The sequence below is a fragment of the Cellulophaga lytica DSM 7489 genome (assembly GCF_000190595.1).
In the GTDB taxonomy this organism is placed as follows: Bacteria; Bacteroidota; Bacteroidia; order Flavobacteriales; family Flavobacteriaceae; genus Cellulophaga; species Cellulophaga lytica.
In genome coordinates this window covers 161,777-181,700 of record NC_015167.1, presented here as the reverse complement: position 1 = coordinate 181,700, position 19,924 = coordinate 161,777, and the positions used below count along the sequence as shown (strand labels likewise).

At 31.4% G+C, this 19,924-nt stretch carries 20 protein-coding genes; 13 read left to right on the top strand and 7 right to left on the bottom strand.

Annotated features, from left to right (window positions below):
• The first annotated feature begins 14 nt into the window (after positions 1–14).
• Positions 15–707 carry a (d)CMP kinase gene (gene cmk / locus CELLY_RS00885; RefSeq protein WP_013619763.1) on the top strand — a complete coding sequence of 231 codons (693 nt, stop codon included), beginning with the start codon at positions 15–17 and terminating at the stop codon, positions 705–707.
• Positions 708–764: 57 nt separating this feature from the next.
• Here cmk and CELLY_RS00880 read toward each other — a convergent pair whose 3' ends face one another.
• On the bottom strand, positions 765–1,145 hold the full coding sequence (locus tag CELLY_RS00880; RefSeq protein ID WP_013619762.1) for a LysM peptidoglycan-binding domain-containing protein: 381 nt from the start codon (positions 1,143–1,145) through the stop codon (positions 765–767).
• Positions 1,146–1,417: 272 nt separating this feature from the next.
• Between CELLY_RS00880 and rpsA the strand changes: the two genes are divergently transcribed.
• The 8 genes from rpsA (at position 1,418) to mtaB (ending at position 9,433) form a co-directional block, all read left to right on the top strand.
• The gene (gene rpsA, locus CELLY_RS00875; protein ID WP_013619761.1) at positions 1,418–3,250 is read left to right on the top strand and encodes a 30S ribosomal protein S1; all 1,833 of its coding nucleotides are present in this window, start codon (positions 1,418–1,420) and stop codon (positions 3,248–3,250) included.
• Between the two features lie 210 nt (positions 3,251–3,460).
• On the top strand, positions 3,461–4,000 hold the full coding sequence (gene pyrR, locus CELLY_RS00870) for a bifunctional pyr operon transcriptional regulator/uracil phosphoribosyltransferase PyrR (protein WP_013619760.1): 540 nt from the start codon (positions 3,461–3,463) through the stop codon (positions 3,998–4,000).
• A gap of 10 nt (positions 4,001–4,010) precedes the next feature.
• On the top strand, positions 4,011–4,937 hold the full coding sequence (locus CELLY_RS00865) for an aspartate carbamoyltransferase catalytic subunit (protein ID WP_013619759.1): 927 nt from the start codon (positions 4,011–4,013) through the stop codon (positions 4,935–4,937).
• Positions 4,938–4,943: 6 nt separating this feature from the next.
• Positions 4,944–5,276: a hypothetical protein gene (locus CELLY_RS00860; RefSeq protein WP_013619758.1), complete on the top strand. Its 333-nt coding sequence runs from the start codon at positions 4,944–4,946 to the stop codon at positions 5,274–5,276.
• A 69-nt stretch (positions 5,277–5,345) separates the two neighbouring features.
• Positions 5,346–6,251, top strand: a complete 906-nt coding sequence (locus CELLY_RS00855) for a ribonuclease Z (protein WP_013619757.1) — start codon at positions 5,346–5,348, stop codon at positions 6,249–6,251.
• A gap of 133 nt (positions 6,252–6,384) precedes the next feature.
• Positions 6,385–7,308 (top strand): EamA family transporter, encoded by a 924-nt coding sequence (locus CELLY_RS00850; protein WP_013619756.1) that lies wholly within the window; start codon positions 6,385–6,387, stop codon positions 7,306–7,308.
• Between the two features lie 88 nt (positions 7,309–7,396).
• Positions 7,397–8,044 (top strand): pyridoxamine 5'-phosphate oxidase, encoded by a 648-nt coding sequence (pdxH, locus tag CELLY_RS00845; RefSeq protein WP_013619755.1) that lies wholly within the window; start codon positions 7,397–7,399, stop codon positions 8,042–8,044.
• Between the two features lie 60 nt (positions 8,045–8,104).
• The gene (gene mtaB / locus CELLY_RS00840) at positions 8,105–9,433 is read left to right on the top strand and encodes a tRNA (N(6)-L-threonylcarbamoyladenosine(37)-C(2))-methylthiotransferase MtaB (protein WP_013619754.1); all 1,329 of its coding nucleotides are present in this window, start codon (positions 8,105–8,107) and stop codon (positions 9,431–9,433) included.
• An 88-nt stretch (positions 9,434–9,521) separates the two neighbouring features.
• Here the strand turns inward: mtaB and CELLY_RS00835 are convergent, their stop codons facing one another.
• Positions 9,522–9,818: an N-acetyltransferase gene (locus CELLY_RS00835; protein ID WP_013619753.1), complete on the bottom strand. Its 297-nt coding sequence runs from the start codon at positions 9,816–9,818 to the stop codon at positions 9,522–9,524.
• A 199-nt stretch (positions 9,819–10,017) separates the two neighbouring features.
• On the opposite strand from CELLY_RS00835, the gene CELLY_RS00830 reads away from it, so the two are divergent.
• Together CELLY_RS00830 and CELLY_RS00825 are read left to right on the top strand one after the other, a co-directional pair.
• The gene (locus CELLY_RS00830; RefSeq protein WP_235183522.1) at positions 10,018–10,650 is read left to right on the top strand and encodes an alpha/beta hydrolase; all 633 of its coding nucleotides are present in this window, start codon (positions 10,018–10,020) and stop codon (positions 10,648–10,650) included.
• 55 nt (positions 10,651–10,705) lie between these two features.
• The gene (locus CELLY_RS00825) at positions 10,706–11,650 is read left to right on the top strand and encodes a lytic transglycosylase domain-containing protein (RefSeq protein ID WP_013619751.1); all 945 of its coding nucleotides are present in this window, start codon (positions 10,706–10,708) and stop codon (positions 11,648–11,650) included.
• 79 nt (positions 11,651–11,729) lie between these two features.
• Here CELLY_RS00825 and CELLY_RS00820 read toward each other — a convergent pair whose 3' ends face one another.
• Complete coding sequence (locus CELLY_RS00820) at positions 11,730–12,245, bottom strand: membrane protein (protein WP_013619750.1); 516 nt, start codon at positions 12,243–12,245, stop codon at positions 11,730–11,732.
• A 7-nt stretch (positions 12,246–12,252) separates the two neighbouring features.
• Complete coding sequence (locus CELLY_RS00815; protein WP_013619749.1) at positions 12,253–13,140, bottom strand: DUF6263 family protein; 888 nt, start codon at positions 13,138–13,140, stop codon at positions 12,253–12,255.
• Between the two features lie 166 nt (positions 13,141–13,306).
• Between CELLY_RS00815 and rpmH the strand changes: the two genes are divergently transcribed.
• Together rpmH and carB are read left to right on the top strand one after the other, a co-directional pair.
• Positions 13,307–13,468, top strand: a complete 162-nt coding sequence (rpmH, locus tag CELLY_RS00810) for a 50S ribosomal protein L34 (protein WP_013619748.1) — start codon at positions 13,307–13,309, stop codon at positions 13,466–13,468.
• 117 nt (positions 13,469–13,585) lie between these two features.
• Entirely contained in the window at positions 13,586–16,438 is a 2,853-nt protein-coding gene (gene carB, locus CELLY_RS00805) for a carbamoyl-phosphate synthase large subunit (RefSeq protein ID WP_013619747.1), read from the top strand.
• 143 nt (positions 16,439–16,581) lie between these two features.
• Here carB and CELLY_RS00800 read toward each other — a convergent pair whose 3' ends face one another.
• From CELLY_RS00800 to CELLY_RS16585, 3 genes are all read right to left on the bottom strand, one after another.
• Positions 16,582–17,211 (bottom strand): DUF1266 domain-containing protein, encoded by a 630-nt coding sequence (locus CELLY_RS00800; RefSeq protein WP_013619746.1) that lies wholly within the window; start codon positions 17,209–17,211, stop codon positions 16,582–16,584.
• Positions 17,212–17,397: 186 nt separating this feature from the next.
• Positions 17,398–18,132 carry a LytR/AlgR family response regulator transcription factor gene (locus CELLY_RS00795; protein ID WP_013619745.1) on the bottom strand — a complete coding sequence of 245 codons (735 nt, stop codon included), beginning with the start codon at positions 18,130–18,132 and terminating at the stop codon, positions 17,398–17,400.
• Positions 18,125–19,828 carry a tetratricopeptide repeat-containing sensor histidine kinase gene (locus CELLY_RS16585; protein ID WP_013619744.1) on the bottom strand — a complete coding sequence of 568 codons (1,704 nt, stop codon included), beginning with the start codon at positions 19,826–19,828 and terminating at the stop codon, positions 18,125–18,127. The genes CELLY_RS00795 and CELLY_RS16585 overlap by 8 nt, the downstream gene beginning before the upstream one ends.
• Between the last annotated feature and the right edge of the window lie 96 nt (positions 19,829–19,924).

Here is a 19,924-nt window from a genome sequence, read left to right as displayed (position 1 = left end):
TTAAGTACATTATTATGAAAAAAATAACAATAGCTATAGACGGGTATTCCTCTACAGGAAAAAGTACTATTGCTAAACAACTGGCAAAAGCTCTTGGCTATGTGTATGTAGATACAGGCGCAATGTATAGAGCTGTAACTTTATACGCCATAAGAAAAGGTTTTGTGTCAGAAACCAGTGAAGATTTTGAATCACTTATAGCTGCATTACCTAGTATTAGCTTAAAGTTTGTACATAATGAAGATTTAGGCTTTTCAGAAATGTATTTAAATAATGAAAATGTAGAAAAAGAAATAAGAACGTTAGAGGTGTCTAAACAAGTTAGTAAAGTTGCAGCTGTAAAAGAAGTACGTACTAAACTTGTAGAAATGCAAAAGGCAATGGGTAAAGAAAAGGGCATTGTTATGGACGGCAGAGATATTGGATCTGTTGTTTTTCCGGATGCAGAATTTAAGGTTTTTATGACGGCTTCTCCAGAAACCAGGGCGCATAGGCGCTATAAAGAATTGTTAGATAGGGGAGACGATGTTACTTATGATGAGGTTTTAAAAAATGTTAGAAGCAGAGATTATATAGATTCTAATCGAAAAGAATCACCATTAATTTTAGCAGAAGATGCCATTGAGTTTGACAATAGTGATATGGGACTTATAGAACAGTTTGAGCGTATGCATAATTACGCATTGCGCATTATAGAAAAACAATAATATAAAAAAACGGCAATCTAAATTTAGATTGCCGTTTTCTTTTAAAACCACTGTATTTTATAAATTTGGTATTACCAAAACTTGGTCAGGGTGTATTACGTCAGGATTTTTTAGAAGATTAGTATTTGCTTCAAAAATCTGTTTGTATTTCATAGGATCACCATAATAGTGCTTTGCAATTTTACTTAAAGATTCGCCACCTTGTACAGTATGTCTGTGGTAAACAGATTCATCAGCAACAGTAATGTTAGCTTTAACATCTGCAGGACTATCACCACCAATTTCTTTAATTTTATCCCAAATTAGGTTTTTTTCGTACTGTGTAGCAGCCTGCCCTTTAATTTTTAAAACGCCACTTTCTTCAGTCACATCTCCGTCTTTAATGGCTAATTTTTCACCAAGGTCTAAAACAGACTGGTATTTCGCTTTTACGCTCATAATGTTTATTATTTATAGTTAATTAATAATGCCTAATATAGTAAATAATACATCAATTTTAAAGTAAAAAACTTAAAAAAGCAATCCGTTTTTGTAATTGCCTGAAAATTAGTTAAAAAGAGTGTTTGTTTTACTAGAGAATAAGTTGTATTTTTGCAGCCCTTTTTAACGGTAGTATAAGAGGAAAAGGGATTAATTAAAACTTATATAACATCTTTTGTAGTGGTAGTATAACTCTTATAACGCTGCAAAATACAAATTTTAATCAGCAAATGGCTGAAGAGAAAAACAACGCCCAAGTAGAGGAATCTACACAGGCACCAGAAGTAAAAACTGCAACACCTAAGCAAGATCCAAAAGAATTTTTGGCAAGTTTTGATTGGGATAAGTACGAAGAAGGAATTGAGCGCGTAGACGATTCTAAATTAGAAGAGTTTGAAGCAATGGTTGCTGAGAACTTCGTAGATACTGCAGATGAAGAAGTAGTTACAGGTAAAGTTGTTCATTTAACTGAGCGTGAAGCTATTATTGATATTAACGCTAAATCTGAAGGTGTTATATCATTAAACGAATTCCGTTACAATCCAGATCTTAAAGTTGGTGACAACGTTGAGGTTTTAATTGATATTCGTGAAGACAAAAGCGGGCAATTAGTATTATCTCACAGAAAAGCTAGAACAATTAAGGCTTGGGACAGAGTTAATAATGCTTGTGAAAAAGAAGAAATCGTTAATGGTTTTGTGAAGTGCAGAACTAAAGGTGGTATGATCGTAGATGTATTTGGAATTGAAGCATTCTTGCCAGGTTCTCAAATAGACGTGAAGCCAATTAGAGATTACGATCAGTATGTTGGTAAAAACATGGAATTCAAGGTTGTAAAAATTAACCAAGAATTTAAGAACGTAGTTGTTTCTCATAAAGCTTTAATTGAAGCTGATATTGAAGAGCAGAAGAAAGAAATTATTGGTCAATTAGAAAAAGGACAAGTATTAGAAGGTGTTGTTAAAAACATTACTTCATACGGTGTGTTTATTGACCTTGGTGGTGTAGATGGTTTAATCCACATTACAGATCTTTCTTGGTCTAGAATTAACCACCCTAATGAGGTAGTTGAGTTAGATCAGAAAATGAATGTTGTAATTTTAGATTTTGATGATAACAAATCTAGAATTCAATTAGGTCTTAAGCAGTTAGAGAAGCACCCATGGGAAGCGCTTAGCGAAGACATGAAAGTTGGTGACAAAGTTAAAGGTAAAGTAGTTGTTATAGCAGATTACGGTGCGTTTATTGAAGTTGCTGAAGGTGTTGAAGGTTTAGTACACGTTTCTGAAATGTCTTGGTCTACTCACTTACGTTCAGCTCAAGATTTTGTAAAAGTTGGTGATGAGATTGAAGCTCAAATCTTAACTTTAGATCGTGATGACCGTAAAATGTCTCTAGGTATTAAGCAATTAACTCCAGACCCTTGGACTGATATTACTTCTAAATACCCAGTACACTCTAGACACAAAGGTATAGTACGTAACTTTACTAACTTTGGTGTGTTTGTAGAAATGGAAGAAGGTATAGATGGTTTAATTTATATTTCTGACCTTTCTTGGACTAAGAAAATTAAGCACCCATCTGAATTTGTAACAGTAGGTGAAACTTTAGAAGTAGAGGTATTAGAGTTAGATGTTGATGCACGTAAACTTAGCTTAGGTCACAAACAAACTACAGAAAACCCTTGGGATAAATATGAGACTGAATTTGCTTTAGACTCTGTTCACAAAGGAACTGTTGATGAAATTGTAGACAAAGGAGCAATTGTTAACTTTAACGAAGATATTGCAGCATTTGTACCTACTCGTCACTTAGAAAAAGAAGACGGTAAGAAAATTGCTAAAGGTGAAGAAGCAGAATTTAAAATCATTGAATTCAACAAAGAATTTAAGAGAGTTGTTGCTAGTCACACTGCAATCTTTAGAGAAGAAGAGCAACGTAATGTAAAAGCAGCTGTTAAAAGACAATCTGCTGCAGCTGATGAAGCTAAACCAACTTTAGGTGATGCTAACGAGGCTTTACAAGCGTTAAAAGATAAAATGGATGCTGCAAACAAAAAGTAAGCAAACATTTTAATAAATTTAAAAAGGTCTAAACGTAAGTTTAGACCTTTTTTTTATGCTTTTTTAGAACATAAATTATTGATAATGTATAACGTAAACACCATCAACCTAAAAAAATAAAAGAATAGTTAAAATAAGAGTTTACTTTATTTAACTAGTTTACATATAAATTCCTATTTTTGTAAAACAAAAGCCTTGGTATCCTAACCTATGAGTAAAAAAGTACTACTTTCCTCAAAAGAAATCCAAATCATATTACATAGATTGGCTTGTCAGTTATTAGAAAATCATACAGATTTTAAAGACACCGTTTTAATTGGTTTGCAGCCTCGTGGTACCTATTTAGCAAAAAGACTAACAACTATTTTAACACAAGAATATGGTGTTAAAGAAATAAACTTAGGCTCGCTAGATATTACATTTTATAGGGATGATTTTAGAAGAGGAGAAAAAACCTTAGAGGCAAGTAAAACCCACATTAACTTTTTAGTAGAAGATAAAAAAGTGGTTTTTATTGATGATGTACTTTATACAGGACGCAGCATTAGATCTGCTTTAACAGCAATACAATCTTTTGGTAGACCTGCAGAAATAGAATTACTAACCTTAATAGATCGCAGATTTAGTAGACATTTACCAATACAACCTAATTATAGAGGTAGGCAGGTAGATGCTATTAATGAGGAAAAGGTACAAGTACTTTGGCAAGAGAATGACGGGCAAGACATTGTCTATTTAATAAATGAATAAAACAACGAAAATGAGCGAGTTGAGTGTTAATCACTTATTAGGAATAAAATATCTTAACAAAAACGATATTAATCTCATTTTTGAAACCGCAGACCATTTTAAAGAAGTAATTAATAGATCTATAAAAAAAGTACCTTCTTTAAGAGATATTACTATAGCAAACATTTTTTTTGAAAATAGTACAAGAACAAAGCTTTCTTTTGAGTTAGCAGAAAAAAGATTGTCGGCAGATGTTATAAACTTTTCGGCATCACAATCATCTGTAAAAAAAGGAGAAACGTTAATAGATACTGTAAACAATATACTATCTATGAAAGTAGATATGGTTGTTATGAGGCACCCAAACCCAGGTGCAGGTGTGTTTTTATCTAAACACGTTAAAGCAGCTATAGTTAATGCCGGAGACGGAGCTCATGAGCACCCAACACAAGCATTATTAGATTCTTACTCTATAAGAGAAAAATTAGGAGATGTAGGAGGTAAAAACGTTGTAATTGTTGGTGATATTTTACACTCTAGAGTAGCTTTGTCTAATATACTTGCTCTAAAATTACAGGGGGCAAATGTAAAAGTATGCGGTCCAAAAACATTAATTCCAAAACACATAGAGTCTTTAGGTGTAACGGTAGAAACAGATTTGAGAAAAGCACTAAATTGGTGTGACGTTGCAAATATGCTGCGCGTACAAAATGAGCGTATGGATATTAGTTATTTCCCTTCTACTAGAGAATATACCCAGCAATTTGGAGTAAATAAAGCTTTGTTGCAAAGTTTAGATAAAGAAATAGTAATAATGCACCCAGGACCAATAAACCGTGGTGTAGAAATTACTAGTGATGTTGCAGACTCTAATCAATCTATAATCTTAGATCAGGTAGAAAATGGTGTAGCTGTGCGTATGGCTGTACTTTACTTGCTTGCATCTAAAATAAAATAATTTACTATGGTTTTTGATAAAGATGGTACAACAACAATTGTAGACCAGGAGAATATCTCTTTGGCTAAATTTTTAGAAAATTTAAACAACGCTTACGAGAAAATAAAAAACGATAATATTATTGTAAATCTTTTTTCGTTTACAGCATTAACAAGTTCAGACGTGTTAGAGTTTTTAGACTTGTCTAATACACACAGAGGCTCTAATAAATCTTTTGTGTTAGTTACTAATAAAGTTTCTTATGATGATGTTCCAGAAGAAATATGTGTGGTGCCAACCATTAAAGAAGCAAGAGATATTATAGAAATGGAAGAAATTGAACGTGACTTAGGCATTTAATTTTCAATTTTACATTGTATTGTAAGTAAATTTATTTGCCATACAGTTAACTTATCAATTACAACTAATTTGCAATTAACAGTACTAGGTTGCCACGCAGCCACACCACGCACACTAGCTAATCCTACATCACAAACATTAGAGATTAAAGGACATTTATTTTTAATAGATTGTGGAGAAGGTACACAAGTGCAACTTAGAAAAAGTAAGCTTAAGTTTTCTAGAATTAAGCATATTTTTATTTCTCACTTACACGGAGATCATTTTTTTGGACTTCCGGGCTTGGTGTCTACCTTTAGGTTGTTGGGCAGAGAAAAAGAATTGCACGTTTACGGTCCTAAAGGTATAAAAGAAGCAATTACTATGTTATTAAAACTTGGGGATTCCTGGACAAATTACCCGTTATATTTTCACGAGTTAACTAGTAAAGAATCTACCGTAGTTTTTGAAGATGATAAAGTAAAAGTATCTACCATACCTTTAAACCACAGAATTTATACAAACGGTTTTTTGTTTCAAGAAAAAGAAGCAGAGCGTAAATTAAATATAGAAGCAGTAGCTTCTTATGAAATAGATAAGTGTTATTATCAGAAAATTAAAAACGGAAAAGATATTATTCTAGATAGTGGTGCAATTGTGCCTAATAAGGAACTTACTTTTAATCCGCCTAAGCCTAAAAGTTATGCATTTTGTAGTGATACTGTTTTTGAGCCAAGTATTGTGCCTATTATAAAAGGAGTAGATGCATTGTATCATGAAGCTACTTTTTTAGACTCTGAAGCAGAACTAGCAACAAAAACAAAACATTCTACAGCTAAACAAGCGGCAACAATAGCAAAGCAAGCAAATGTTGGTGCTTTGGTTTTGGGGCATTATTCTACACGTTACAAATCTACCAACTTATTTAAACAAGAGGCAGAAGAAGTTTTTACTCCAGTGTTATTAGGAGAAGATGGTAAGGCATTCGATTTTTAAGACTCTTTACTGTTATCAATTTTTTAAGTTTTATCTTTGCCGGCTTTTTAGAGTATAAATAGGTGTAAATTTGTGTTGTAATAACACAACTAACATATTGTATTATACTGTAAAAGCTAATAATAAATCTTATATGGAGAAGTTAAGAGGGGTGCTATATGTTCTTATAGGTGCGGCTAGTTATGGTGTGTTGGCAACGTTTGTTAAAAAGGCTAATTTAGAAGGTTTTAGTACTAGCGGATTAAATACATTACAGTATTTAATAGGTTTTGTAGGGGTAGCACTATTGGCATTACTTAGTAAAAAGAATCGTGCAGTTACAAAAACTAAAGAAAATAAAAACGGGAAGCTTAAGCTAGTACTTTTTGGCACAGCTGCAGGTTTAACAAGTTATTTTTATTACTTAAGCCTTAATTATATTCCGGTTTCTGTAGCTATTATTTTTCTTATGCAAGCCATTTGGATGGGTGTTGTTTTAGAAATGTTTTTAAGTAAAAAAGTAGATAAACTTAAACTGTTTGGGAGTTTATTAGTGATTGTAGGTACTTTATTTGCCGTTAATGTTTTTAATGAGAGCAAGGCTATAGATCCAACAGGTTTTGTTTTAGGTGTAATGGCAAGTATGTGTTATACTGCTACATTATATGCATCTAACACTATAGCTGTAAGTTTACCTAATATGGTTAGGAGTAAGTATTTGGTTTTAGGTGGTTTGTTAATTGTATTACTTATTTGGAATACAGATTTACTAACAGAATTTGATTATTCAAGTTGGAGTTTTTGGAAATACGGATTGTTTTTAGGTTTTTTTGGTGCAGTATTGCCGCCAATAGCGTTTAACAAAGGGTTTCCAATTACAGGAATAGGTTTAGGTAGTATTTTAACCTCATTAGAAATACCTGTTTCTATTTTAACAGCTAGTATAATTTTAGGAGAAGAAATTAAAGGTGTACAATGGTTTGGGGTATTTATAATTATAGTGTCTGTAGCAGTTATTAATTATAAGAGTATTTTAAACGATATTAAAAACACTAAAAACCAGTCTGCTTCTGCTTAAATAATTGCTAAATTTGTAGTGATAAAATTGTAATTGTTAAAAGTAGAAAAAAGTATAATTTTTACAATTTAATATTAGAAATTACACTATGAAAAAGGATTTAGGAGACTACAGAAAATCATATCAAAAAAGCGAACTGTTAGAGAATGGTATTTCAGACAACCCTATAGAACTGTTTCAAAAATGGTTTTATGAAGTGGAAGCTACAGATGGAGTAGAGGAACCTAATGCTATGACAATTTCTACCATAGGATTAGATGGTTTTCCTAAAAGCAGAGTAGTATTGCTAAAAAAATACACCCATGAAGGTTTTATTTTTTATACAAACTATAATAGTGAAAAAGGAAAAGCAATAGCTAGTAATCCTAATATGTGTATCTCTTTTTTTTGGCCAAATTTAGAAAGGCAAGTTATTATAAAAGGAAAAGCAGAAAAAATAGCAGAAAACTTATCTGATGGTTATTTCGAATCTAGACCAGATGGTAGCAAGCTTGGTGCTATAGTGTCAGACCAAAGTACAGTTATACCTTCTAGAGCATATTTAGAGCATAAATTAAAAAGCTTAGAAGAGGAATATAATGGTAAAGAAATAGAAAGACCAAAACACTGGGGAGGATATATTGTAAAGCCTGTTTCTGTAGAATTTTGGCAGGGAAGACCAAATAGGTTGCATGACAGAATAAGATATGAGTTGCAAGAAGATTACAATTGGAAGATAGAAAGACTTGCTCCATAAATGGTCTAGAAGTAATTTGTATATTTGCACCCCAATAAAAAATGCTGTAATTAATTAAGGATGAAGAAGAAAGTAGCTTTTTACACACTAGGTTGTAAACTAAACTTTTCAGAAACTTCTACCATTGCACGTAGCTTTGTAGATGAAGGTTTTGATAGGGTAGATTTTGCAGAAGCTGCAGATATGTATGTTATTAATACGTGTTCTGTAACAGAAAATGCAGATAAAAGATTTAAATCTATTGTAAAACAAGCTCAAAAGAAGAATCCAGATGCATTTGTTGCGGCAGTTGGTTGTTATGCACAATTAAAGCCAGAAGAATTGGCGGCGGTAGACGGTGTAGATTTGGTTTTAGGTGCAACAGAAAAATTTAAAATTACAGATTACATAAACGATTTGTCTAAAAATGATTTTGGAGAAGTACATTCTTGTGAAATTGAAGATGCAGATTTTTATGTAGGTAGTTATGCAATAGGAGATAGGACACGTGCATTTTTAAAGGTACAAGATGGTTGTGATTACAAATGTACCTATTGTACAATTCCGCTTGCTAGAGGAATTTCTAGAAGTGATACATTAGAAAATGTATTAAAAAATGCAACAGAAATATCTGCAAAAAATATTAAAGAAATTGTACTTACTGGTGTAAATATTGGCGATTATGGTAAAGGTGAGTTTGGAAACAAAAAACACCAACATACCTTTTTAGATTTGGTAAAGGCCTTGGATACTGTAGACGGTATACATAGACTTAGAATATCTTCAATAGAACCAAATTTATTAAAGAATGAGACTATAGATTTTGTGTCTAAAAGCAATTCTTTTGTTCCGCATTTTCATATTCCGTTACAGAGTGGTAGTGATACTATTTTAAAATTAATGCGCCGTAGATATTTAACCAATTTATACATAGATCGTGTAGCTAAAATTAAAGAAGTTATGCCGCACGCTTGTATTGGTGTAGATGTTATTGTTGGTTTTCCAGGAGAAACAGACGAGCATTTTTTAGAAACATATCACTTTTTAAATGAATTAAACATATCTTATTTACATGTTTTTACTTATTCTGAAAGAGATAATACGGTTGCTGCAGAAATGGATAATGTAGTGCCTAAAAACGTTAGGGCTAAGCGTAGTAAAATGTTAAGGGGTTTATCTGTTAAAAAGCGTAGAGCTTTTTATGAAAGTCAGCTTGGTAGCACCAGAACTGTTTTGTTTGAGAGCGAAAACAAAGAAGGTTATATTAATGGTTTTACAGAAAATTATGTAAAAGTAAAAGCGCCTTGGAACCCAGAGTTGGTAAATACGTTACATACAATAACGTTAACAGAAATAGACGAAGATGGTTTAGTACGTTTTGACTTTGTAAAAACTGAAGTTGTGGTGTAATTAAGAGAAGGAGTGAAGTACGTAATTATTAAAAAATAAAAAAAGGTGCTTTAAAGCAGAACAACTTTTAAAGCACCTTTTAATTTTTTTAGATACGTATACCAATAGGTAACATTTCTTTGTAGAGTCTTTTGTTTCTTCTTAAAAAGCTAGCAACATCTGGGCTAGTAGGTACTACTCGCATATTCTTTTCTTGAATATCGTTTAAAACAGCTTTAATAAAGTCTTCTTTAAATTCTGTTTCAATTATTTCCTCAGGAATAATTAGTTTTGTTAAAAACACTTTACGTTCTTGTGAAGAGTATTCTAATTTAGCTAAATGCCCATTAACTCTAGTTTCATACTGACGTAAAAAACTATTGTCCTTAATTTCTACTGCATTCATATAGTATATGGTTTTAAATTGAAGTTAAAATATGCGCTATTGTGTTCTAAAATAACGATATTTAGTATCGTGAAATCATTATATATTTTAAAAAATAAAATGATGACAACCTAACAAAGTTACGTTAAAAATACGTAAAAACCTAGTTTTCAATTTACTAAAGATTTAGTTGTTATAATATATGCTTAATGTTTACTTAATGCCCGGTATGGCGGCCAACCCATCAATATTTAAAAATATTAAATTACCAGAAGATACATTTCATCAGCATTTATTATCTTGGTTTATACCCAGTAAAGGGATGAGTTTAGAAGAGTACGCTATAAAAATGTGTACTAAAATTACTGAAACTAACGTTGTATTAATAGGTGTGTCTTTTGGAGGTGTTTTGGTGCAGGAGATGGCTAAGCACATAAAAGTTAATAAGGTCATAATTATATCTAGCGTAAAAACAAAGTATGAGCTTCCAAGGCGTATGCGTTTAGCAAAATATACTAAAGCCTATAAATTACTGCCAACAGGTTTGGTAACCAATATGGAAGTATTAGCAAAATATGCTTTTGGCGAGACAGTAACAAAGCGACTAGAATTATATGAAGAGTATTTATCTGTTAATGATAAGTATTATATAGATTGGTCTTTGGAGCAAATAATAAATTGGAATCAGGAAAAAAGTGATCCAAATTTAATACACATTCATGGAGATAGCGATCCTGTTTTTCCAATAAAACACATAAAAAACTGTGTGACAGTGCCAAAAGGAACTCATATAATGATAATAAATAGGTTTAAATGGTTTAATGAGCATTTGCCACAAATAATTTTAGAATAGAATAGGTATTTTAATACCTTTGATAACAATTGAATTTAAAAGAAATAGATAGAAGATGAAAGTAGTTAAAAGTATATTGATGTTTTTTGGAGTAGTTTTTGTTGCTGGTGCTTTAATGTTTGCAGTGCAAAGCAGTGCTGTAATACCACAAGAAACGGATGAAAACACAGAGGAGGTGTCTCCAGAAAACACATACAAAATTACATCTATAGAAATTCCGGAAGATTTAAATTTTGCAGGAGAACCTGTACCACTTACAGACCCTGAGGTTATGGAGCGTATAGATCGTGAGTTTTTGGTAAATACTTACTGGCAATCTAATGCTTTGTTATTAATGAAAAGAGCAAACAAATACTTTCCTATTATAGAACCAATTTTAGCTAAAAACGGAGTTCCGGATGATTTTAAATACCTAGCGGTTGCAGAAAGCGGATTGCAAAATGTAGTATCACCAGCAGGTGCAACTGGGTTTTGGCAAATTATGAGAGCTACTGGAAAAGAATACGGTTTAGAGGTTAATAGTAATGTAGATGAGCGTTACCATATACAAAAATCTACAGAGGTTGCTTGTAGGTACTTAAAAAAGTACAAAGAAAAATTTGGTAACTGGACGTTAGCTGCGGCTTCTTATAATGCAGGAGCAGGGGCTATAAATAAGTATTTAACGCAACAAAAAGTAGACTCTTATTACGATTTGCTTTTAGGGCAAGAAACAGGTAGATACCTTTTTAGAATTATGGCTATAAAAGAAATATTATCTGCACCAGAAAAATATGGTTTTGAAATTTCTGAAGAAGACATGTATAAAGCAGTACCTAGCTTTACGGTAGATTTAGATGTTCCTGTAGCTAATTTTGCAGATTTTGCTAATGAGTATGAGATTAACTACAAAATTTTAAAAAGACATAACCCTTGGTTAAGGGAGCCACATTTAAATAACAACTCTAGAAAAAAATATACTATAGAGATTCCTAATAAAGGATATTATAAAGTAGATTAAATTATTTATTATTAAATTAAAAAGCCCTTTAAACAATGTTTAAAGGGCTTTTTAATTTAATGTGTATTGTTAAAGTAAATTAGATTTTCTTCATTTGTTGCTTCATCATTTTTATTTGATCTGCAAGCATACCTTGTTTGTCTAACTTTTTAGCTTCGTTTAAAAGCATTGTAGCTTCTCTTTTACGTCTTTTTTGCATAGCAATACCTGCTAAGCTCAACTTAGCCATAGCAACGTCATAATCCATTGTTAAGCCTAATTTTAAAGCTTTTTTAAAGTACTTTTCTGCTTGTGTTAAATTTGTTTGCGAAAAAATAATACCATGCAAATAATTGTAATAGCCTTGTTGCTTAACAGTTAAAGCACTTTCTGGATTTTTTATTTTAGTTAACCATTTTTGAGTTCCAGCAAGATCTTGCTTTCTCATTCTTAAAAAGGCAAGTAAAATAATTTCATTTCTAAAATAAAGAAATACAAATACAAGAGAAAATAAGATAAGGGCAATACCATTACCTATGTTGCCTTCTATAAATTGATATACTGCGTATGCTATTATTAAGGCTGCTATACCTATTTTAATGTTTTTGTTGAACATATTGTTATTATTCTATTGTTTTATAAATAATTGTTGATGTAATTGTTGTTGGTATTTTTTGATCTCCTAGCATTGGTATTGTAGAGTTACCATCAGATGTGCCTGTAACTTCCATAGTGTTAATAAAACCAGTTTTAGCATTAGCTGTTACTTTAGTGGTTTGCGTACCTGTTAAACCCATATTAGCATTTGCATCTTTAACGGTCATTACAACATCTGCAGTACAGCTTAGAGTTGTTGTGTTGGCATCTTGCGCATCTAGTGTCCATTTGTTTTTGGTATTTAACTTTCCAGAGTATTCATTTTCCCAAGTATCACCAACAGCAACTTTGTTTGCAGCGTTAGGGTAAATGTATGTCATTTGTTTAAAGCTATTGGCTAAACCTTCTGTTCCGTATTCTTTTCCTAAAGAAGTTTTTATGGTAGCTAAAGTAGTTGCATCTGTAATACCAGAAGCATCCATCATTTTAGTTACTAATTTGTCTCCGCCATCAACATTTGTAATATTACCGTTACTAGCCAATGTGATTTTTACAGGAACATTTAAAATAGAATTAAACATTGTAGACTGTATGTCTCCTTCTTTAACTTCTTTAGCTTTTACATCCATTAAAACCCCTTGTAGGTTAGATGTCATTTTCATATTAAGATCTGTAAAAGACATTTCAATACTATAGGCACCATCTTTTTTTTCTAAAACTTTCATCTTATACTCGCCTGTAATATCATTGGTAAGCTCGTGAGACATACCTTGCATTTCTTGGGTAATAACTTGTTTAGCATTTTGTTGCACAATAAAAACATCGCCAACAGAAAGTTTGTACTCTAATTTAGTTTGTGCATTAATGCTTGTTAAACACAGTAAAACCGAAGCAAGGAAGAATAATTTTTTCATTTAAAAATAGTGTTATAAATTTGCAAACGCAAAAGTACTAAAAACAAACTAAAATATTTTATTAATTAGGTTTGCTATTGAAAAAACTCTTTGTATATTTGCGCCCAGCTTTTATAAAGCTAATTATTTAAGATTATATATTACACTATTATAAAGATATTCTATTATGCCGAAAAGAACGTTTCAACCATCAAAAAGAAAAAGAAAGAACAAACACGGTTTTAGAGAGCGTATGGCTTCTGTAAACGGAAGAAAAGTTCTAGCTAGAAGAAGAGCTAAAGGAAGAAAAAAACTTACTGTATCTTCTGAATTGAGACATAAGAAATAATGATTATATTTATCATAAAATAATTAAGGTGTTACTTTTTTAAAGTAACACCTTTTTTTTGACTATATCGTAGCAAAAAAAAACAAATTACACCCAACACAGTAAAAATTAGTTATAATGCCAAAAAGAGAAGACATTAAATCTATTTTAATAATAGGTTCTGGACCAATAGTTATAGGACAAGCGTGCGAGTTTGATTATTCTGGATCACAAGCACTGCGCTCTTTACGTGAAGATGGAATTGAAACAATCTTAATTAATAGCAACCCTGCTACAATTATGACAGATCCTACAATGGCGGATCATATTTATTTAAAGCCATTAAATACCAAATCTATTATAGAAATCTTAAAAAAGCACCCTAACATAGATGCTGTTTTGCCAACAATGGGTGGGCAAACAGCGTTAAACTTATGTATAGAAGCAGATGAAAAAGGAATTTGGGAAGATTTTAATGTAGAAATTATTGGTGTAGATATAGACGCCATTAATATTACAGAAGATCGTGAAAAGTTTAGAGAGTTAATGCTTAAAATTGGTGTTGGTATGGCGCCACAAGCAACAGCAACATCTTTTTTAAAGGGTAAAGAAATTGCTCAAGAATTTGGTTTTCCACTTGTAATTAGAGCTTCTTACACATTGGGTGGGGCAGGAGCATCTATCGTTTACAAACCAGAAGATTTTGATGAATTACTTAGTAGAGGGTTAGAAATTTCTCCTATACACGAGGTAATGATAGATAAAGCTTTATTAGGTTGGAAAGAATATGAACTAGAGCTTTTAAGAGATAAAAATGACAATGTTGTAATTATCTGTACTATAGAAAATATGGATCCAATGGGGATACATACAGGAGATAGTATTACGGTTGCACCAGCAATGACACTTTCTGATTCTACTTTTCAGAGAATGAGAGATATGGCAATTAAAATGATGCGTAGCATTGGTGATTTTGCCGGTGGATGTAACGTACAGTTTGCTGTTAGTCCAGATGAAAAAGAAGATATTATAGCCATAGAAATTAACCCTAGAGTATCTAGATCTTCTGCATTAGCTTCTAAAGCTACTGGTTATCCTATAGCAAAAATAGCGTCTAAATTAGCTATTGGTTACCATTTAGATGAGTTAGATAATCAAATTACAAAATCTACTTCTGCTTTATTTGAGCCAACTTTAGATTATGTAATTGTAAAAATACCACGTTGGAACTTTGATAAGTTTGAGGGGTCTGACAGAACTTTAGGTTTACAGATGAAGTCTGTAGGTGAGGTTATGGGTATAGGACGTTCTTTTCAAGAAGCATTGCATAAAGCAACACAGTCTTTAGAAATTAAACGTAATGGTTTAGGTGCAGATGGTAAAGGTTACACTAACTACGATCAAATTATACAAAAACTAACTGTACCAAGTTGGGATAGAGTTTTTGTAATTTATGATGCTATACAATTGGGTATACCGTTAAGCAGAATTCATGAGATAACTAAAATAGATATGTGGTTCCTACGTCAGTATGAAGAATTACATAATTTAGAAAAAGAGATTTCTAAATATACAGTAGAAAGCTTACCACGTGAGTTATTATTAGAAGCTAAACAAAAAGGTTTTGCAGACAGGCAAATAGCGCATATGCTAGACTGCTATGAGAGTGAAGTTCATAAAAAGCGTTCTGCCCAAGGTATAAACAGAGTATTTAAATTGGTAGATACTTGTGCAGCAGAATTTAAAGCTATGACACCGTATTACTATTCTACTTTTGAAGCAGAAATAGAAACTGCAGACGGTAAACGCTATGTACAAAATGATAGTGTTGTTACCGATAAAAAGAAAATTGTAGTATTAGGTTCTGGACCAAACAGAATAGGACAAGGTATAGAGTTTGATTATTGTTGTGTGCACGGTGTTTTAGCAGCGTCTGAATGTGGATACGAGACTATTATGATTAACTGTAACCCAGAAACGGTTTCTACAGATTTTGATACGGCAGATAAGTTATATTTTGAACCTGTTTTTTGGGAACATATTTATGATATTATTCAGCATGAAAAACCAGAAGGTGTAATTGTACAACTAGGTGGGCAAACAGCATTAAAACTTGCTGAAAAACTATCTAAATACGGTATAAAAATTATAGGTACTAGTTTTGAGTCTTTAGATTTAGCTGAAGATAGAGGTAATTTTTCTAAAATGTTATTAGAGAATAATATACCTTTTCCTAAATATGGTATTGCAGAAACGGCAGATGAGGCATTAACACTTGCAGATGAGTTAGATTTTCCTTTGTTAGTTAGACCTTCTTATGTATTAGGAGGGCAAGGGATGAAAATTGTAATTAACAAGCAAGAGCTAGAAGAGCACGTTGTAGACTTATTACGTAAAATACCTAATAACAAATTATTATTAGATCATTATTTAGATGGAGCAATAGAGGCAGAAGCAGATGCAATTTGTGATGGAGAAGATGTTTACATAATTGGTATTATGGAGCATATAGAGCCTTGTGGTGTGCACTCTGGTGATTCTAACGCAACATTGCCTCCTTTTAACTTAGGAGAGTTTGTAATGCAGCAAATTAAAGATCATACTAAAAAAATAGCCTTAGCATTAAATACAGTAGGTTTAATAAACATACAATTTGCTATTAAAGATGATATGGTTTATATTATTGAAGCAAACCCAAGAGCCTCTAGAACAGTACCTTTTATAGCAAAAGCCTACAAAGAGCCTTACGTAAATTATGCAACTAAGGTAATGCTAGGAGAGAAAAAAGTAAAAGACTTTAATTTTAATCCACAGTTAGAAGGTTTTGCTATTAAACAACCAGTATTCTCATTTAATAAATTCCCTAATGTAAATAAAAACTTAGGACCAGAAATGAAGAGTACAGGAGAAAGTATTTTGTTTATAGATAGTTTAAAAGATGATGATTTTTATAACTTATATGCAAGACGTAAAATGTATTTAAGCAAATAAAAATATTACATACAGTAAAAAATCCCTATTAGAACATTTTCTAATAGGGATTTTTTTATGGAATAAAAAGAAACCCCAAGAGGGAGAGAAAAATTCTCTTCCCTAAGTGGGGTTAGTGTAACGTGATTGTAACTGTTTGTTTTTTAATTGTGTAAAGGAAGTATGTTGTAGATTGATTTTTCTCCTTTTGTTATTGTTTTAGCCAGTTTTTGAAAATTTTCTTTCTCAAGATCATCAGGGTTCCATGCGTTACGTCCTTTTTCAAAATCACTATAATAAGTATCCCAGTCTTTGTATTTTTCCTTAGCTAGTGTTAATGTATTAGCCAAAATACTTAAGCATTCTTCTTTGGTTAAATAATCTGCAGCATACCCCATACTTACATTATTTGCAATTCTGGCATAATCCCATGATTTGTACTTGTATTCTCTAGTTTTAAGTTCTTCTGTAGTTTTTAATAAAGACTCTTTAGAATTAATGTCCCAAGCACTTTCTAGTATTCTTATAGCACCAGAGCTGTCAGACTTATCAAAAGGGAAAACAAAAATTTCACTATAAGCAGAAACCAATTCACTGTTACTAGTGTAACCTGCATTAGTCATCATAGTTTCTACATCACTTAAGCCGCCATAACCGTTAATAAAGTATATGCCTCCAAGCATAAAACTACTTAAGGTATCATCTTTTAAGTTCTTAGAGTCTGAGCAAGAAACGGTACTTAAAACTGCAATAAAACATAAAGAAAGCAATTTTAAGGATTTCATTATTTTCATAATTATAGGTTTTTATTAATATAATAGTGTTCTTTTATTATATGGGCTAAGGTATAACCTAGTTGTAAGCTTTATTAGAGCGGATGTATATCTGCTTTAAGTTAATATATATTCGTCTATAAACGTTATTGTTTTTGTGTGGTTTATTTTTATTTACGTGTAGTTCTGGTATATATTGTAGTAGTACTATTGGTTAAGTAAGCGCTCTACAAAATCGTTTTTACGTCGTGCAGAAACGGGTATTTTTTCACCAGATTTTAGAAAAATATAACCGTTTTTATCATACTTGTCTACAAAACTTAAGTTTACAACATAGGATTGATGCGTACGCATAAAGTTTTTTTCTGGAAACTGATTTTCAAATTCTTTTATAGGTTTAGATGCTATGTAAGATTTGCCATCATTTAAATAAAAAGTAGTGTAACCTTTGTCTGATTTGCAATGTGTTAAAAATTTAAATTCTATTACCTGTAGTCCTTCTTGTAAGCGTAAAACTAGTTTTTCTTTTTTTCGGTCTATCATTTCAGACTTTACAACTTGCAATTGTTCTTGCGCAACTTCAATTTTGGTCTCTATAGCTTTATCAATAGCAGCCTCTAGCTCTTCAATATCTACAGGTTTTAAAATGTAATCTACAGCTCCGTTTTTTAGAGCCTGTAAGGCATATTGCTCATAGGCAGTAATAAAAATTACATTATATTTTAAATTGGTAGTTTGTTCTAAAAAATCAAAGGCGTTGCCATCTAGTAAATTAATATCTAAAAAAATTAAATCTGGTTTACAAGCATTGGCAACAACCACAGCTTCTTTTACAGACTCACATTCACCTAGTATTGATATTTCTTTATTTAAGGACGTTATCATTGCTAATAGTCCTTTTCTAATATATAATTCGTCTTCTACAATTAAAGCTTTAAGCATCTTCTTGTTCTATTTTATATGGTAAAGTAAGTGTTACAATTGTACCTTGTTCATTAAACTCAGACCTGTCTTGTATAGTTAAACCAGTTTCTACATGCAGCTCTTTAGACATTATTTTTAATCGTTCTGCTGTAATTTGTGTAGAAACAGATTTTTTAGATTTTTTGCCGCTTTTAGACGCATAAATACCAAGGCCATTATCTTTTATGATGCAAATAAGTTTGTTATCTGTAAAGTTAATTTGATGTTCAATTTCTGCGTTTTCAAAATTAGTATTAAATCCGTGTTCAATAGCGTTTTCTACAAAGGGCTGCATTAGCATTGGAGGCACAGAAATACTAGATGTATCTATATTTTCATCAACTTTTAATAGATATTTAAAGCTATTTTCTCTACTCATATTTTGTAAGTCTATATAATTTTGTAGAGCTTGTAGTTCTTCTTTTAAAGGCACAAGTTTTTCTCTTGAGTTTTCTAAAATTATACGTAGTAGTTTAGAGAATTTTGATAAATAAATTATGGCTTTTTTATCTTCCTTATTTAAAATCATTCCCTGTATTACAGACAAGCTGTTAAATATAAAATGAGGAGTCATTTGTGAACGCAGCAGTCGTTGTTCTGTTTGTATTTGTACGTGTGCAGTTATAATGTTACGGTATTTAAAAATAAATAATACAGCCAGTAGTATTACAATAAGTACAACAAGTAAAAAAGCACCCCAAATTTTCTGTTTTTCAGCAAGAGCTAGCCTGTTATCTATAATTTTAACTTGCTTTTTTAAGGTAGTTTCTCTGCTATTTGCAAACTCTAATTGTTTTGATGATGTTTCTAAAGCCTTTATTTTTTCACTTATTTTTTGCTTAAAAATAGCTTCATTTACAGCTTCAATAGTATCTATATATTCTGCAGCCTCATCTAGTTTTTGCTGATTTTTATAGAGTAAAAAGTAGTTGCTATAAATATTTTTTTTATTGTAAAGTGTAGCGTTTTCATTTTTTGCTAAAGAACTAATAGCAGAATCTAAATAAATTTTAGCTTTTTTGTATTTCTCTTGTTTTAAATAGGCAAAACCAATGTTAGAATAGTTTACATTATTATTTCTGTTAGAAATTTGCATTGTTTTTTTTAAGTATGTAATTGCCTCATCCCATTTTTCTAACCCCATTAAAGTTAAAGCATAGTTGTTTGTAAAAAGAGGAAGTTTTCTGTACTTAGGTAGTGTAATTTTGTTGTAAGTTTCATGTGCTTTTTTGTACTCATAATTATGGTAGTACATCATTCCCCATTTAAAACAAAGCTTTTGAAATTCAATAGAATCTTTTTTTCTAAAAACAGGAGCTACTTTTTCACAATATTCAATACCTTTAGAAATATCATTAAGATCTATAAGGTTTTCTGCCATTAGGTTAAAAGCTCTAACCAGGTTGGTTGTATCTTTTAAGCGCATAGCTTCCTCTGTCATTTTATTAGAAAAAACCAATCCGTTAGAGTATTGCCTGGTTCTACCGTAGGATTTAGTTATATAAAATAACTCTTCTAAACTTAATTCTTTTAATTCACTTTTTTTGGTAAGTGTATCAATAACAGCCTCAAAATCTCTAGCCTCAAAAAGTTCTTTTGGAGATTGTTGAGCTTTTAAACCCGTGTATATAAGGGAGCACAACAAAAATGTGATAATAAACTTTAACTTCTTCATAAATAGGTAGGCTATTACTTTTTCTTTAAGTGATAAAAATAGAATTAATTTTTAGATACCTTTAGATTAATTATGGTGTTTTTGGTTTGGTGTTTA